Origin of the sequence: Bifidobacterium margollesii, from assembly GCF_002860355.1 — a bacterium.
Lineage (GTDB): Bacteria > Actinomycetota > Actinomycetes > Actinomycetales > Bifidobacteriaceae > Galliscardovia > Galliscardovia margollesii.
Map to the genome: position 1 here is coordinate 1 of NZ_NMWU01000031.1, position 16,653 is coordinate 16,653.

The window sequence follows — 16,653 nt, forward strand, 5'->3', positions numbered from 1 at the left end:
ACGTGGTCACGGACACGAGGAACAAGCGCAAGTTCGTGGCGGTGGACCCGCACGACATCCCGGTCGTCGCGTTCGTGGACCCGGACCTGACGGACTCGATGCCCCGCGGCCTGAAGGTCGCCACGGGTCTGGACGCTTTGACGCACGCGATCGAGGGGTACGTCACGCCGGGCGCGTGGAGCCTGTCGGACTGCCTTTCCATGCAGACGATCCGCATGATCGCGAAGAACCTGGCGAGGAGCGCGGACGGGGACGTGCCGGCGGGCGAGCAGATGGCGTACGCGAGCTACATCACGGGCATGGCGTATTCGAACGTGGGTCTGGGTCTGGTGCACGGCATGGCGCATCCGCTGGGCGGGCGTCTGGGCGTGGCGCACGGCGTGGCCAACGGGATCCTGCTGGCCCCGGTCATGGAGTACAACAAGGAGTACACGGGCGGCAAGTACCGCGACATCGCGGACGCGTTCGGCGTGGAGGACGCGTACACGGGCGATCTCGAGGCGGTGCGCGGGGCCGCGGTGGCCGCGGTGCATCAGCTGACGGTGGATCTGGGCAACCCGACCACGATCAGCGAGGTGGGCGCCACGGAGGCGGATCTGGAGCCGTTGGCGCGTGACGCGTTCAACGACGTGTGCACGCCGGGTAATCCGCGTAAGGCCACGGAGGAGGACATCCTCGCGATCTACAGGAGCCTGATGTAGGCCTCCGGGCTTGCGTGCTATTCCGGGCTTCCTGCCTTCCCCTCAAGGGGAAGGCCACGGTCTCTACTCGTGCTTCTCGTCGTACTCCTCGTCGGTGGGGGTCTCGTCGTAGAGCTCCCGGCCTTCCTTCTCGGCAAGCTCCATCTGCTCGTTGATCCACGCGACCTCCGCCGGATTGATGTCGGCGGTGTCCAGCACCTTCTGCCACACCGGATAGAACAGGTGCATCACCGGATACATGGCCGTGAACAGAATCTCCGGCTTGTGCTTGCGCCAATGCTGCGGATGCGCGTCGAAGGTGTTGCGGAAGCGCTTCATGTAGTTACGGAACGAGCTCAGCGAAGTATCCATGCGGCGGGCGCTCATCCCGGCGATCATGCGCGGCGAATACACGGTTTTGAGCCCCTTGCCGATCAGATGCAGGGAAACATCGATATCCTCGTGCATCACGTCGGCCTTGTCTTGGCACACCTCGCTGCGGATCTCGCGCCACGCCGTGGCTCGCAACGCCATATTCGAGCCGAACAGCAACGGCTGGCCTCCGTCGGCGCGGTAGATGCGCTTGCGAATGGAATTGTCGCCCTTGAGCCCGAAATGACGGCTTGGCATGTCATAGTACATCACCGGTCCGGTGGCGCCCATCGCGGCCGGGTCCTCGGTGAAGATGCCGCTGACCACCTCCACCCAGTCGGGCTTGATCATGCAGTCCGCGTCGAACCGGCCGAGAATGTCGCCGGTCGCATGATCCAGACCATAGTTTCGTGTCGGGATCAGCCCCTGCTCCTCGTTCTGGTCCAACAGGATTACATTGTCATCCGGATGCTGATCGATGAATTCGCGCACGATCCGTGCGGTGTCGTCGGTGGAGCGGTTGTTCACCACGATGACCTCGTGGGGCTTCACCGTCTGCCTTGTGGCGTTCAGCAGACAATCGACGATGCGTTCTTCTTCATTCCACGCGGGGATCACAATCGAGACACTAAGCACATTTCATAGGATACGTGAGGCCGGAGAACACCCGGATGCGGGGATGTCCCGAGGGTGATGTCACCGACGATGGGAATAATGGCGCGTATGAGCGCACAGCAGGAAGATCAGTATTCGCAGGAAGAGGATCGCTTTGATCTGGCGGCGGTGTTTCCCGCCAAGGGGGATCCGCGTAGACCACCGGAATGGTTCGGACGAGGACTGCTGTATGCGGCGATCGCCGTGTTCCTCTCCATTTTCGTGTGGCAGACGTGGGACAAGATTGATTCGATCGTGCTGTACATCGTCATCTCGATGTTCATCGCATTGGCCGTGGAGCCGATGGTGCGCTGGCTGGTCGTCCACGGCTGGAAGCGCGGCGCGGCCTCGGCCATCACGCTCGTGGTGCTGCTGGTGGTGCTCGGCGGATTGCTGACGCTGTTCGGCAACATGTTCATCCAGCAGCTCGTCGGCATGGTGAGCAGTCTGCCCGGCCTGTACGAGCAGATCGTGGACGTGGTGCGCGATCAGGCCCATTGGGAGCTGCCGGCCATGCAGGATCTGTGGGGAGAGGTGTTCAAGAACCTCCAGACCAACACCGTGACCAATCTTGCCAATCAGGCGTTGAGCACCACGGCGTCGCTGCTCAATGCCATGCTGGGCATCCTGACCGTGGCGTTGGTGACCTACTACGTTTCGGCCGCATTGCCCCGAATGCGTCGCAGCCTGTGCCAGTGGATCGCCCCGAAGAGCCAGGAGCGGTTCCTCATCGTGTGGACCGTGGTGCAGGATCAGATCTCGAACTTCCTGTACAGCCGCATCATCCTCGCCGTGATTTCCAGCGTGTGCATGTCGGTGTTCATGGTGGCGCTCGACATCCCCTACTGGCTGCCGCTGTCGATCTTCTGCGGGCTCGTCTCCCAGTTCGTCCCCACCGTCGGCACCTACATCGGCGGTGCGTTGCCCGTGCTCTCCGCCTGGGGCTCCAACGGCATCAAGTATGCGCTGTTCGTGCTGATCTACATCATCGTCTACCAGCAGATCGAGAACATGCTGCTCTCCCCGGCGATCTCCCAGCGGACCATGGATCTCAACCCGGCCGTTGCCTTCCTCGCCGTGCTGGCGCTCGGCTCGGTGTTCGGTGCGCTCGGTGCGTTCCTGGCGTTGCCGCTCACCGCCAGCTTCCAGGCCGTGTTCAAGGCGTACACCAAGCGGTACGAGCTGATCGACTCCCCGCTGCTGAGCGATCCGAAACCGGTGAAGAAGTCCGCGATGGTCAGCGGCATGGAAGCCTTCAACGAGCATGTGATCAAGCCGGTGACCGACCATATGCCGCGGGCCGCGCAGGGGTCCACCAAGCGGGTTCCCCCGCACGAGACCCAGTTGCGCAGCGAGCTCGACTATGCGCACGATCGGCTCGCCGACTTCGCCACCGCCCAGGAACTGGACGAGTCGGCCACGGTGGCAATTCCGAAGAACGTCGTATCATCGGGTAAAGTCGAGCGCGGTCGTGACGTCGCCGGCAAGCCGGACCTCAACCCGCAGTTCGGTGATCCGCAGTCTGCTGATCCACGGTCCGGTCGATCCGACGACAAGAACGAAGAGCTCGATACCGACAGCGAGAGCAGCAACGACAGCAACGGCGTCGACGGTGGCGATGGCCACGGCGATGCCCCGAACACCGGCCGCAGTGCCAGGGAGGAGTGGCGCTAAATGGCCTTATTGTCCGTCATCGACGTTCTGCTGACCGTGCTCGGCGTGGTGGGCATCGCCTATCAGATGGCGTGCGTACTGGCCGGATTCTTCCACAAGGTCACGGTGTTCCCCGAAGCTCCGCGAAACAAACGGTTCGCCGTGCTGATCTCGGCGAGGAACGAAAGCAGCGTGGTGGGCAATCTCATCGACTGCATCCAGAGCCAGACCTATCCGAGCGAGCTCATCGACATCTGGATGGTGGCCGACAACTGCACCGACAATACGGCTGAACTGGCACGCAGCAAGGGATGCCATGTGGTGGAGCGATTCGACCAGACCCAGATCGGCAAGGGATTCGCGCTCACCTTCCTGCTCAATCACATGATCGATTCCGGCGTGAGCAAACGCTATGACGCCTTCTTCGTATTCGATGCGGACAACCTGCTCGACAAGGAATACTTCGCGCAGATGAACAACGCCTTCCAGTCGGGGTTCAAGATCCTCACCAGCTACCGCAATTCCGTGAACTTCGACGACAACTGGGTCTCCTCCGGTTCCGCGCTGTGGTTCGTGCGCGAATCGAGGTTCCTCAACAACTCCCGCATGGTGTTCGGCTCCAGCTGCCATGTGGGCGGTACCGGATTCATGTTCTCCAGGGAGATCATGGAGCGCAACAGCGGATGGAAGTTCCACCTGCTCACCGAGGACCTCGAATTCACGCTTGACTCGATTCTGCACGGCGACCGCATCGGCTATTGCGGCACCGCGGTGCTGTACGACGAGCAGCCGGTGACCTTCAAGCAGAGCTGGCGACAGCGTCTGCGCTGGAGCCGCGGATTCCTTCAGGTGTTCCGCTACTACGGTCCGGCGCTGGTGCGCCGCGCCATCAAGGAGCGGGATTTCTCCTGCATCGATCTGACCCTGCTGATCTGCCCGTTCACCGCGCTGAGCGTGATCCGTCTGGCGTTGGGCATCCTGTTCGTGGCGCTCGGATTCGTGTCGGTCGACAGTCAGCTCAAGCAGATGACCAATGGTCTGATGGGCGGCGTGCTCGGCGTGCTGGCCATGATGCTGCTCGCGGCCATCACCTGCATGGCCGAGCGAGACAAGATCGACGCCACCAACAAGGAGCTTGTGGCCTACTGCCTGAGCTTCCCGGTCTATCTGCTCAGCTATATCCCGATCTCCTTCCAGGCCATGTTCTCCAAGCCCGGCTGGAAGCCGATCGAACACCGGGGGAAGTGATCGACCCGTGAATTCGCGAGCTTCCAACGACTCGTCAGTCCCAACCATGCCATCCAGACCATCCATGCCGTCCAGACCAACCATGCCATCCAACCCGGCCCAGGCAACCATGCAAGCCGCGGCGGTCGGCCCGGCCTCCGCATCCTCCCCGTCACGTCGCGCCGCACGCGCCTGGCGCAGGACGATGATCCGACGACGCAGAACGGTGGCCATCGCCGTGATCGTCACGCTGCTGCTGGGATCGGGCTATGTGATCGGCGACGCGACGGACGTACTGCCCGGGCCGTTGAGCGTTCACACCTCGCAGGCCCCCTCGTTCCCGGCGGCGGCAGGCGTGCGGCGGGTGAACGCCCTGACCGGCGACATTGAGTCCGGGGATGACGCTCCGGCGATCGACGCCGCCAAGGTCAAGTCATTGGTGGATGCGTTCGCCAAGGCCGAAGGGGTCGGAACCGACTTCTCGATCGTGATCGCGGACGAAAACGGGCGGACCGTGGTGCAGCGCAACGAGACGACGGCGCGCGAACCCGCCTCCACGATGAAGACGATGACCGCCTTCGCAGCAGCCAAAACGCTCGACATGTCGTCCACGCTCGACACCGACGTGTATCTCGACGAATCGGGAGCCGGCCCGCGGCTGATCATCAAGGGCAACGGCGACATGCTGCTGGGGGAGGGAGCGAGCGACCCGAACCACGTCAACGGCCGTGCCGGACTGGCCACACTGGTCGATCGCACCATCGCCGCGCTGAACAAGCATGACATCAACACGGTGTCGGTGGCCTACGATGATTCGCTGTTCGGCGACAAGCGATTCCCGGACACCATCACCGCCAACAACCCGGATCTGATCTACGCCGCACCCATGTCGTCCATGGCGATCGACGAAGGGCGAAACTGGACCGCGTCGAACCGGCCGAAGGATCCGGACGTCGAATCGTCGTATCCGACCAGATCATCCACCCTCGCGTCGGACGTGGCGAAGAAATTCGCCGCCGGACTCAAAGCCAAGGGCATCAAGGTGAACGGATCGGTAGCTCAGACCTCCGCGCCGAACGACGACAAGCCGGTCGCTTCGGTGAGCTCCGCCCATCTGAGCGAAATCATGGGGTTCATGCTCAAGAACTCCGACAACACCGAAGCCGAACTGTTCGGACGCCTCACCGCGCTGAAAACCGGCGGAAGCAATTCGCCCGAAGGTGCCACCGAAGCCGTCAAAGCGGTGCTTGCCGAGAACGGCATCGACCTGACCGGCACACGATTCGCCGACTGCTCCGGTCTCTCCCAAGGGTCAAGGCTCACCGTCAGGGCGCTCGCCCAGGTACAGGCCAAATACGTGGATCCCTCCGCCGGCGCCGCTCCGGCAGCCGAAGGACTGGCGATCTCCGGCCTCTCCGGCACCGCCCTGCACCGGTACATCGACGATTCCGCCGATGGTCTGATACGGCTCAAAACCGGTTCCCTCGATCAGGTCACCTCGATGACCGGCAACGTTTCCCGGGTCAGGGGCGGTACGCTGATCTTCTCGGTCATCGTCAACAAGCCGTCCAACATGTGGTCTGCGGCAATGGCGGTGGACAAGCTCGTATCCAAACTTCCGGAGGTCTGACGATGACATACACGCCGACGATCAGACGGGCGATCGGCGAGGTCCGGATGAATCTGGCCGATCTGGGCATCGTCCGCCAATCCGACCGCCAACGGGAGCATGGCGAACACGATCCGGAACCGGACGCCCCTCTGATACTGATTGCCTGTTCGGGAGGACGGGACTCGCTGGCATTGGCCTCCATCTGCACCACGGTATGCGGATCGCTGGGCGTGCGCTGCGGAGCGGTGATCGTGGACCATTCGCTGATCGCCGGATCGGCTCGCGTGGCCGAGGAGACGGCGGACAAGTGCCGGTCGTTCGGCATGGAACCGGTCATCATCCGCAAGGTGATCGTCCACGAAACCGGTTCCGGCGTGGAGGCCGCGGCTCGGAATGCCCGGTATCAGGCGTTGCAGGAGGTCGCCCGGCAAACCGGTGCGGCGGCCGTGCTGCTCGCGCACACCAAGGACGATCAGGCCGAAACCGTACTGCTGGGACTGTTCCGTACCGTGGGATTGGATGCGCTCGCCGGCATGCCCACCGTCATCGAACGGGACGGTGTGATCTTCAGTCGACCGTTCCTCAATCTCACCCGAACCCAGACCACCGAGATCTGCGAGGCGAGGGAGATCTCATGGTGGGATGATCCGACCAACGGCGACAGCAGCGCCGACGAAGGCGGACTGTCCACCGATCTGCCGTTGCGTTCACGGATTCGCAACGCGCTGCTGCCGTATCTGATTCACTTCGTGGGTGCTGATCTGGTTGAGCATCTGTCGCGCAGTGCGGTCATCGCCCAGCGGGACAGGGATTATCTCGACTCGTCCGCCGCGAAGGTGTTCGATCGGGCGGTCGTCGTGGAACCGGCAGACGGCGCCGGGCCGCAGGACGTCGTCGCGCGGATCGACGTGAGGGAGCTGTCCGACGAGCATCCCGCGATCCGTTCGCGCGTCATCGCCCGTGCGGCTTCGAATGCGGGGATCGGCATATCCTCCCGGCAGGTGGACGCCATCGACGATCTGATCCGTGACTGGCATGGTCAGGCAGGTGTGCGACTTTCCGGTGGATACCTAGCGGTTCGTAAGCGTCACGTCATTCACCTGTGCCATGATGGTATGCATGAAAATCGCTGATATCCAAGACGAGATTGCCTATGAGCTCGTTAGCGCAGAGCAGATCGATGCCAAGATTCACGAGGTGGCGGCCGAAGTGGATCGCGATTACGCCGACCACCCACCGCTGCTGGTGGCCGTATTGAAAGGTGCCGTCAACACGCTGGCGGCGTTCTCCCAGGCGCTGAGCATTCCCGTGGCCATGGATTTCATGAGCATTTCCACCTATGGTTCGGGAACCGAATCCTCGGGGAGGATCACGGTGCGGCAGGATCTTTCCACCGATGTTCGCGGCAGGCACATTCTGATCGTGGAGGATATCATCGATTCAGGCATCACGCTTGACTGGCTGATCAAGGAGCTGAAAGCCCGCGGAGCGGCATCCGTGGAGGTGTTCGCCCTGCTGGAGAAGCCGGCTCGGCGCAAGGTGCATATCGACGTGAAGTACAAGGGATTCACGATTCCGGACGAGTTCGTGGTGGGGTTCGGTCTGGATTATGACGAACGGTATCGGAACCTCGATTCCATTGCCGTCCTAGACCCCAAGGTGTATCAAGGAGATCAGCAATAATGAGCTTCCCAGGGCCGAATCGCAACGATAACGGCAATCCGTTCTCCAATCCTGACGGAGGACGGGGTAAGAATCGAGGCAATCGCGGCAACAGGAACGGCAATGGGCAGAAGGGGCCCCGTCCGTTCTGGCAGGCGCCGTGGCTGTGGATCACCCTGCTGGTGCTGCTGTCGATCAGCGCGTTCCAGATGTTCTCCATGGGCGGTACGCAGACCATCAACACGCAGGATGGTCTCGAACTGCTCAAGGAAGGCAAGGCCAACTACGCCGAGATCACCGAAAGCAAGCAGACCGTCAAGCTGGAATTGAAGGACGACTTCACCAAGAAGGATCCGGACAGCGGCAAGGAACGCAACTACGGCAAGAACGTGCAGTTCTACTACGTGTTCGCCCAGGGACCGCAGGTGTCCCAGGCCGTGGAGAAGGCCGATCTCTCCAAGGGATGGACCTCCACCGTGCCGCAGACCAGCATGCTGACGTATCTGCTGACGTCGCTGCTGCCGTTCCTGATCATCTTCGGCCTGTTCTGGTGGCTGATGAGCCGCATGCAGGGCGGCGCCGGCGGCATGTTCGGCATGGGCGGCAAGAAGAACTCCAAACTGCTCGAGGGCGAAACCCCGAAGACCAAGTTCGCCGACGTGGCCGGCGAGAACGCGGCGGTGCAGGAGGTGGAGGAGATCAAGGACTTCCTGCAGGACCCCTCCAAATACAAGGCCCTCGGCGCTCGCATCCCGCGCGGTGTGCTGCTGTACGGCCCTCCCGGCACCGGTAAGACGCTGCTGGCGCGAGCCATCGCCGGCGAGGCCGGCGTGCCGTTCTACTCGATGGCCGGTTCCGACTTCGTGGAGATGTTCGTCGGTCTCGGTGCATCCCGTGTGCGTGACCTGTTCGACGAGGCGAAGAAGAACGCCCCGGCCATCATCTTCATCGATGAGATCGACGCCGTCGGCCGCAAGCGCGGCTCCGGCATGGGCGGTGGCCACGACGAGCGCGAGCAGACGCTGAACCAGCTGCTCGTGGAGATGGACGGTTTCGACAACGACACCAATCTGATCATCATCGCCGCCACGAACCGACCCGACGTGCTCGACCCCGCCCTGCTGCGCCCCGGTCGATTCGATCGACAGGTGGCCGTCGAGGCTCCTGATCTTGAAGGCCGTGAGGCGATTCTGAAGGTGCATGCCAAGGGCAAGCCGTTCGTGCCCGGCGTCGATCTGCACATGATCGCCGTGCGAACCCCGGGCTTCACCGGTGCCGATCTGGCCAACGTGCTCAACGAGGCCGCATTGCTGTGCGCCCGCGCCGGTGCCCAGCTCATCGACAACCGCGCCATCGACGAGGCCATCGACCGTGTGATGAGCGGTCCGCGCCGCCGTTCCACCGGCATGGCGCTCAACGAGCTGCGCAACACCGCCTACCATGAGGGCGGGCATGCTCTGGTGGCCGCGGCCCTGCACAACACCGACCCGGTGACCAAGGTGACGATCCTGCCGCGTGGCCGTGCGCTCGGCTACACCGCCGTCATGCCCACCGAGGACCGCTATTCGCAGTCACGCAACGAGCTGCTCGACCAGATGGCCTATGCCATGGGTGGGCGCACCGCCGAGGAGGTCGTGTTCCACGACCCCACCACGGGAGCCTCCAACGACATCGAGAAGGCGACGAACATCGCCCGCAAGATGGTCGTGGAGTTCGGTTTCTCAGCGCAGCTCGGCGCGATCAAGTGGGCTTCGGACGACGATCAGACCACCGTGATGGATGGTCTGAGCCCGCGCAAGTACTCCGACCGGACGGCGCAGATCATCGACGACGAAGTGCTTAAACTCGTCGAAACCGCGCACACCGAAGCGTGGACGATCATCAACGAGAACCGTGACGTGCTCGACGAGCTCGTGCGACAGCTGCTGGAGAAGGAGACCCTCAACGAGAAGGAGCTGGCGGCCATCTTCGCCAACATCCGCAAGGCTCCGGTCCGTCAGGTGTGGCTGAGCAACGATCAGCGGCCCGATTCCGATCTGCCGCCGGTCCCGATTCCGGCCTCGCTGGAGAAAAGCGCCCGCGAGCAGGAGGAGGCCGCACGCCGTGAGGATGGGCTCGAACCCAATCCGCCGCAGTATGGACAGTCGGGTAACGGTTCGGCGGCCAATGGTTCGTCGGCTGGCGGTTCGGTGACCGGTGGCGCCAACGGTCAGGGGGCCGCTGCCTGATGACGAGCAACGATAACGGCATGCCCTACTACGACGAGGAGGGCGTGCGCAAGGCCGTACGCATGTATCTCAAGGCCATCGGCGAGGACCCCGACCGCGAGGGACTGCTCGACACCCCGGACCGCATCGCGCGGGCCGGCAGGGAGATGTATGCCGGGTTGCGTCAGGACCCGGCCGAAGTGCTCGCCAAACGGTTCCGCGTGGACACCGAGGAGATGGTGCTGGTGCGGGACATCGAGCTCTACTCGGTATGCGAACATCATCTGCTGCCGTTCCACGGCGTGGCCCATGTGGGGTATATCCCCTCGAAGGACGGAGTGACCGGACTGAGCAAGCTGGCGCGACTGGTGGAGGTGTACGCCCGCAGGCCGCAGGTGCAGGAGCGACTCACCCAGCAGGTGGCCGATGCGCTGATGAAGTATGTCGACGCCCGTGGGGCGATCGTGGTGACCGAATGCGAGCACATGTGCATGGCGATGCGCGGCGTGAAAAAGTCACAGGCACGCACGGTCACCTCCGCGGTGAGGGGCATCATGCGCACGCCTGCCACCCGTGCCGAGGCGATGAGCCTGATCTTCTCGCAGCACTGATTCGGGGTGGGGGTCTGTCCACCTCATCAGTCAGCTACGCTGACAGCTTCCCCTCAAGGGGAAGCCAGGGAGGATGCGCAGCGGTACTCTGCCTTCCCCTTGAGGGGCGGTCGGCAAGAGCCCGTAGAACTCTGCCTTCCCCTTGAGGGGAAGGCGGCCGTCGGAAGCTGGCAATGCCCCTGCCTTCCCCTTGAGGGGAAGGTGGCCGGCGCAAGCCGGTCGGATGAGGTGGACAAAACAACGAACGACAGTCGAAGAACGAAGCAAGGAAGGTTGATGATGGCTGATCTCAAGGCATTGCGGTCATTGCGCAACGCGGATCATACGCTGGTGATGGGCGTGCTGAACATCACCGAGGACTCGTTCTCCGACGGCGGGCTGTGGCTGGACCCCGACAAGGCCCGGGAGCATGGCTCGGCCATGCTGGACGCCGGCGCCGACATCATCGACATCGGCGCCGAATCGACCCGTCCCGGCGCCAAACGCGTCAGCGAAGCCGACGAACTCGCCCGTGTCACCGGTGCGGCCAAGGCCCTGCTCGAACGGGGCGCCGTGCTCTCCATCGACACCACGCGCGCTTCGGTGGCCGCGGCTGCGTTGGACGAAGGCGCGCAGATCATCAACGACGTTTCCGGCGGCACGCTCGACGCCGATCTGCCGCACGTTGTGGCCGAACACGACTGCCTGTACATCGTGCAGCATTGGCGCGGCTGGCTCAACGGTTCAAAAGGCGCCACTCCGGATGCCGACACCTCCGTATACCACGGCGGAGTACTGCATGACGTACGTGAGGAGCTCATGCGTCAGGTCGACCATGTTCTGGACGCCGGCGTGAAGCCCGAGCGGATCATCATCGACCCGGGTCTGGGATTCTCCAAACCCGGCATCGAACACAATCTGCCGCTGCTCGCCGCGTTGGAGAGCTTCCGTGAAACCGGATATCCGGTGCTGATCGGCCAATCCCGCAAACGCTTCATCTCGGCGCTGCTCACCGACGCCGGCTTCAGCGAACCGACCATGGATGATCGCGACAACGCCACCGCCGCATTCAGCGCCCTATGCGCCGAACACGGTGCCTGGGCCGTGCGCGTGCACGACGTGGCACGCAGCCGCGCCGCCGTGGCGGTGGGCGACCTATGGCGGAGGAACCGAATGGCGGCGGCTCAAGCGAACCGCCGATAAGGAATGGAGAACAGGAACCAATGGATTCGATCCGACTCACCGGCGTGCGCGCCGAAGCCGCACACGGAGTGCTTGACTTCGAACATGTGGAGAAGCAGCCGTTCATCGTGGACGCCACGATGTTCCTCGATCTTTCCGAAGCCGGCCGCACCGACGATCTGACGGACACGGTGAACTACGGGCAGATCGCCAACCGCATCGTCAACGTCATCGAAGGCGAGCACGTCGATCTCATCGAACGGCTCGCCGCGAAGATCGCCGATTCGATCCTGCTGTCATACCGCGTACAACGGGTCATCGTCACCGTGCACAAGCCGAACGCCCCGATCAAGGTGCCGTTCGACGACGTCAGCGTCACCATCGAACGGGCCCGCGACGACGAACCCACCCCGGCATCCCTGGCGGCCGCACGGAACACGGAGCGGCCCGTCTCGCTCAGCGCAGCCGACACCGATCGCCACGACCCGCAGTCCCGTTCCACGATCGCCGGCGACCACGGCGGCATCCACAAGGCCGTGGTCGCCATGGGCGGCAACATCGGCGATGTGCAGCAGGTGCTGCGGGCCGCCGTGGTGGCCATCGACGGTGTGCCCGGCAATCAGATCACCGGCATCTCCCCGCTGTACCGCACTGCGGCCTGGGGCATGGAACCCGGTACGCCGGACTTCCTCAACGCGGTGGTGGAGGTGACCACCACGCTCGACGCCGATACGCTGCTCAACGCATTGCAGACCATCGAGGCCGCACACGGTCGTTCGCGCGAAGTCCACTGGGGGTCCCGTCCGCTCGACCTCGACATCATCGACTTCGACGGACGCGTCAGCGATGATCCGCACCTGACCCTGCCGCATCCACGCGCATGGCAGCGGTCCTTCGTACTGGCCCCGTGGGCGGATCTCGACCCCAACGCCGTGCTGCCGGGCGAACACGGCGGACGCGTGGCCGATCTGCTGGAACGCTCCGCGGATCGAGATTCGGTGGAACGGCTTTCGGACACCTGGATCCTCGGCGGTACCGCCTGAACGAAAGGATGACGGATGAAGGCACGACGCACCCCATGGTGGTATTACGTGATCGCCCTGATCCTCGGCCTGTTCGCCGGAGCCATGCTGGTCAAGCTCACCGAACACAGCACCTACACGCTGGTGGGAGCTCCCTGGATGGTTTCCGGTCTGCTGGTGATCCTCGGTCTGGTGGTGCTGTGCCTCTCCTGGCAGGTACGTCGATACGCGAAAGGCGATCTCAAGGAACTGGATATGAACCGCGCCGTACAGACTCTGGTGCTTGCCAAGTCGCTCGGCGTGGCCGGTGCCGCGCTCGCCGGATGGTATGGCGGTCAGCTTGCGATGAGTCTGATGCATGTGGATGCCGAGTTCTACGGTGATGCCGCCGTGGAGTGCGCGGTGGCCGCGGTGATCTGCCTGCTGGACATGATCGTCGGCATCGTCGGAGAATATTGGTGCCAGTTGCCGCCGAAGGAGGGGCCGGAGCATCCGAAGACCAAGGAAATCCAGCGTCGTCGGGAGCTCGCCGCCGCATCCGGGGCCGCGACGAACACCACCCATGAGGAGCGGACCGCCACGGAACGCCGGTAGGTCCGGATCTCCGGAGTCGGCCGAATCGCCCGTGATATCCGTGTGCCACAATGGAACGTATGACACGTTTTGAATTGCGCACGGTCCCGGGGAATCGGGATATCGCCTTGCTGATCAATGATGACAGCGGATCGCCACGTCTGGTTCGCGTCTATGGGGAGCAGGAGCAGTATCCGCTGGGGGCCGACAGGTATTATCGTAATCTGCCCAATCTGTTCCTTGACGTGATCGATCTGCTTGACGGCAACGATCCGCTCTTCGACGAGGATCCGGAAGATCGGGCGTCCGACGCGACCAAGGGGAACTCCATCAGTCTCAAAACCCTGACCCAGCGTGCGGACCACGCCGCCGCGGACGGTTCGGGGAACGCCCGACGATTCAAGGACGCTCGCGCACTGTGGGCATTGATGTCCAACCATGTGGAAAATCGGGTGAGGAAACCGGACGATGATCCGATTGTGGACGTGCGGCGCAACCGGAACTGGAAGAAGAATCAGCCGATGCGCAATGTGCCGGCCGATCCGGATGCATGGTTCGTCGCCGGCGTGTATTCCCGGGCGAATCAGATGCGCGATCCGTTCACCGTCTACCGCGGTCTCGACGCCCTGTTCGAGGCCCTGCTCTCCGAACTGGACGAAACCGCGGCGCCGAATCTGGTGCATGCGCGCGACGCCATGCGCGTGAACCTCGACTACCCGACCTATGCCGAACTGGCCGCCGTTCTCGACGATTCCAACATGCTCGTCTTCCACAGCGATCAGTCGCTGGCCGATTGGATTCGTGAGCAGGGCCGTCAGCAGGAGGCCATCCACGCGGAGACGCCGGTGCAGGTGCGTGTGATTCCCGATCCGGTGATCGATGAGGATGATCCGCGGTATCTGCCGGCGGATTCCACGATGACGGCGGCGCATCTGGCCAACGTCATCGCACCGCGGGAATAGGTCGCGCTACGGGGATAGGTCGCACCGCAATAGGTCGCACCGTGGAGATAGGCGGTGCGACCTATTCAGCTCCGCGGAATCTCGTCTTCGGGGACGCGGAGCATCGCCTCCTGCGCCATCGCGGCGACGAGCGTGCCGTCCTGCGCATACACCTTCGCGTGGCTCAGACCGCGTCCATGGGCGGCGGTGGGGGTGTCCTGCACGTAGAGATGCCACTGGTTGATGTCCACGTCGCGATACCACCACATCGAATGATCGATGGTGGCGTACGAAATGCCCGGCGTCATGAAGCTCAGGCCTGCGCGGCGCACGATCGGCTCCAGCATGATCTGATCGCAGCCGCAGGCCAGAATGGCGCGATGGCACAGCTGCGGCAGGTCCACGGTGCCATCGGCCTTCATCCACACCATCTGCCGGCCGGAATCATGCGAGGAGGCCGTTTCATCGGTGCCGAGCATCACGGTGGAGTTCACATGGCGGATGTCGAACGGCGACTTCCTGGCGTAATAGTTGGCGAACGGCGACTGGCCGGCGTAGGGCTCCATCAGATCCCGGGCGCTGGAAAGGGATTCGGGGTCGGGCACGTTGCCCGGCATCGGGTCGGAGTACTCCACGCCGTTCTGGCCGCGCTTCTGGAAACTGGCGATGGCGGTGAGAATGGCTCCCGACGCCTGCGTGGCGTTCACACGGCGCGCGGAGAACGACCGGCCGTCGCGTAGATTCTCCACATCGAACAGCACGTCCTGATGGATGTCCCCGGCGCTGATGAAGTAGGCGTGGATGGAGTTCGGCAGACGATCCTCGTCCACCGTCCGGGCCGCCGCCACCACCGACTGGGCGATCACCTGACCGCCGTAGACGCGACCGGTGGGGAAGTACAGGCTTTCGCCGTTGATGTACGTGTGATTCCGGTATGCGGACGGCTCTCCGAGATGCAATACCTTGACAAGATGCTCAAGCGGTGTCTGACGCTCCTGCGTAGGCATGACTATATCCCCTTCGACGGTGTACTGACGATGTTCATTGCAATGAAGTCTATCCACGGACCACACCAAGTTTTTGGCGTGTTTGTAACGAGTTCGTGAGCTAGGTGAACGTCAGATGACATGCCTTGCCGTGATGGGACGATACGCCATTCATGTGGCCCGTCGTTGGCCGATTCGCCATAGGCGTGGCCATGGGTGAGGCCGCATGGAGGTGATGCCGCGCGGAGCGATCGGTATCGTCGGTGGATTAGCGCGCAGATTGCCGGTTTTGCATGCTGATCCATCAAGGCTGTGGGAGATGACGTTCAAAATCGTTGAAATCATGCGGTTTTACTGATAGGCGATCGGCATTGATGATGGAACAGATTGAAAAACAACGAAAATGCGTCTTGCTCCATCGTGAATGACGGTTTCCGTATCGGGCTCCGTATCAGGCGACCATGACGATTGGATCGTATGGGCGATCAGTCGGCTCCCTCATTCCTTGTCCTCGCGCGATTCGCGAGGCAGGGGACACAGTCGGTCCAGCGGCTTGGGGCGAATATGGAAGGTGAAGTCGGCTCCTTGGGAAACCAGCCGCCATGCGACTTCGAAGGCAAATCGTGCTTTGGCCTCTTTGCTGTTCAGGACATCGGCCGTGACAACGAATATGATCCATCCATTCAAGCGCAAGCGTTCTCGTTTCTCCTGATCACGTCGCCATTGCTTCTTGCTGGTGCGATGGTGATCGCCGTCATATTCCACAGCGACGAGAAATTCGGGCCAGGCCATATCCACGGTCATGCCGGCCCCGGATTCAATTTGTAAGTGCAACACTCGTCTCTGGGTGGCTTGTCTTTGACATTACCTTGCCGAGCTCGCGGTACCAAACCTCGTTGGGCGTTTCCCAGCCCAGGACCTTCAACGGGGTGTCGTTGATCTCGTCGACGATGGCCTGCAGGTCCGCATCCGACAGGTCGTCGAAGCTGGTCCCCTTGGGCAGGTAGCGCCGGATCCTGCCGTTGCGGTTCTCGTTCGTGCCCCGCTGCCACGAGGAGTACGGGTCCGCATAGTAGGTGAGCATGCCCAGCGCCTCGTCCACGAGCAGGTGGCAGGAGGACTCCGTGCCGTTGTCCCACGTGCGGTCGATGCGCGCGGGCGCGGGGATCCGGCTGTAGATGTCGTATTCGGCGCGCGCGGTCGCCAGCGCGCTCTTGTCGGGGATGAACCGGGCGAACAGCTTGCGGCTCTTGCGTTCGGCCTGCGTGTCGATGCACCGTTTCGACGGGGAC

16 protein-coding genes are annotated in these 16,653 nt (G+C 62.9%); 12 read left to right on the plus strand and 4 right to left on the minus strand.

From position 1 onward, the window contains the following. On the plus strand, positions 1-701 hold a 701-nt coding region (locus Uis1B_RS08885), incomplete at its 5' end, for a dehydroquinate synthase/iron-containing alcohol dehydrogenase family protein (protein WP_133124903.1). A gap of 63 nt (positions 702-764) precedes the next feature. Here the strand turns inward: Uis1B_RS08885 and Uis1B_RS08890 are convergent. Further along, positions 765-1,688, minus strand: a complete 924-nt coding sequence (locus Uis1B_RS08890) for a glycosyltransferase family 2 protein (RefSeq protein WP_101617541.1) — start codon at positions 1,686-1,688, stop codon at positions 765-767. An 87-nt stretch (positions 1,689-1,775) separates the two neighbouring features. Between Uis1B_RS08890 and Uis1B_RS08895 the strand changes: the two genes are divergently transcribed. From Uis1B_RS08895 to Uis1B_RS08945, 11 genes are all read left to right on the plus strand, one after another. After that, positions 1,776-3,380 (plus strand): AI-2E family transporter, encoded by a 1,605-nt coding sequence (locus Uis1B_RS08895; RefSeq protein WP_101617563.1) that lies wholly within the window; start codon positions 1,776-1,778, stop codon positions 3,378-3,380. Beyond that, positions 3,381-4,607 (plus strand): glycosyltransferase family 2 protein, encoded by a 1,227-nt coding sequence (locus Uis1B_RS08900; RefSeq protein WP_101617543.1) that lies wholly within the window; start codon positions 3,381-3,383, stop codon positions 4,605-4,607. Positions 4,608-4,671: 64 nt separating this feature from the next. Further along, positions 4,672-6,216 carry a D-alanyl-D-alanine carboxypeptidase/D-alanyl-D-alanine endopeptidase gene (gene dacB, locus Uis1B_RS08905; RefSeq protein ID WP_243390328.1) on the plus strand — a complete coding sequence of 515 codons (1,545 nt, stop codon included), beginning with the start codon at positions 4,672-4,674 and terminating at the stop codon, positions 6,214-6,216. A gap of 2 nt (positions 6,217-6,218) precedes the next feature. Then, a complete protein-coding gene (gene tilS, locus Uis1B_RS08910) occupies positions 6,219-7,331 on the plus strand; it encodes a tRNA lysidine(34) synthetase TilS (protein WP_101617545.1) in 1,113 nt (370 codons plus the stop codon). Continuing rightward, on the plus strand, positions 7,318-7,881 hold the full coding sequence (hpt, locus tag Uis1B_RS08915; protein ID WP_101617547.1) for a hypoxanthine phosphoribosyltransferase: 564 nt from the start codon (positions 7,318-7,320) through the stop codon (positions 7,879-7,881). Before tilS ends, hpt begins: the two co-directional genes overlap by 14 nt. Continuing rightward, entirely contained in the window at positions 7,881-10,088 is a 2,208-nt protein-coding gene (gene ftsH, locus Uis1B_RS08920) for an ATP-dependent zinc metalloprotease FtsH (protein WP_101617549.1), read from the plus strand. Before hpt ends, ftsH begins: the two co-directional genes overlap by 1 nt. Next, positions 10,088-10,678, plus strand: coding sequence for a GTP cyclohydrolase I FolE (gene folE, locus Uis1B_RS08925; protein ID WP_101617551.1), 591 nt, complete (start codon positions 10,088-10,090; stop codon positions 10,676-10,678). The genes ftsH and folE overlap by 1 nt, the downstream gene beginning before the upstream one ends. Positions 10,679-10,954: 276 nt before the next feature. Beyond that, positions 10,955-11,860 (plus strand): dihydropteroate synthase, encoded by a 906-nt coding sequence (gene folP / locus Uis1B_RS08930; RefSeq protein WP_423734883.1) that lies wholly within the window; start codon positions 10,955-10,957, stop codon positions 11,858-11,860. Between the two features lie 20 nt (positions 11,861-11,880). After that, a complete protein-coding gene (gene folK / locus Uis1B_RS08935) occupies positions 11,881-12,882 on the plus strand; it encodes a 2-amino-4-hydroxy-6-hydroxymethyldihydropteridine diphosphokinase (RefSeq protein ID WP_101617553.1) in 1,002 nt (333 codons plus the stop codon). 15 nt (positions 12,883-12,897) lie between these two features. Beyond that, positions 12,898-13,455 (plus strand): DUF3180 domain-containing protein, encoded by a 558-nt coding sequence (locus tag Uis1B_RS08940; RefSeq protein ID WP_101617555.1) that lies wholly within the window; start codon positions 12,898-12,900, stop codon positions 13,453-13,455. Positions 13,456-13,514: 59 nt separating this feature from the next. After that, positions 13,515-14,396 carry a hypothetical protein gene (locus Uis1B_RS08945; protein ID WP_101617557.1) on the plus strand — a complete coding sequence of 294 codons (882 nt, stop codon included), beginning with the start codon at positions 13,515-13,517 and terminating at the stop codon, positions 14,394-14,396. Positions 14,397-14,461: 65 nt separating this feature from the next. Here Uis1B_RS08945 and Uis1B_RS08950 read toward each other — a convergent pair whose 3' ends face one another. The 3 genes from Uis1B_RS08950 to Uis1B_RS08960 form a co-directional block, all read right to left on the minus strand. After that, on the minus strand, positions 14,462-15,382 hold the full coding sequence (locus Uis1B_RS08950) for an acyl-CoA thioesterase (RefSeq protein WP_101617559.1): 921 nt from the start codon (positions 15,380-15,382) through the stop codon (positions 14,462-14,464). 477 nt (positions 15,383-15,859) lie between these two features. Further along, the gene (locus Uis1B_RS08955) at positions 15,860-16,165 is read right to left on the minus strand and encodes a hypothetical protein (protein WP_101617561.1); all 306 of its coding nucleotides are present in this window, start codon (positions 16,163-16,165) and stop codon (positions 15,860-15,862) included. 13 nt (positions 16,166-16,178) lie between these two features. Beyond that, positions 16,179-16,653 (minus strand): IS30 family transposase (locus Uis1B_RS08960; protein WP_133124904.1); only part of this gene is annotated, 475 nt, incomplete at its 5' end.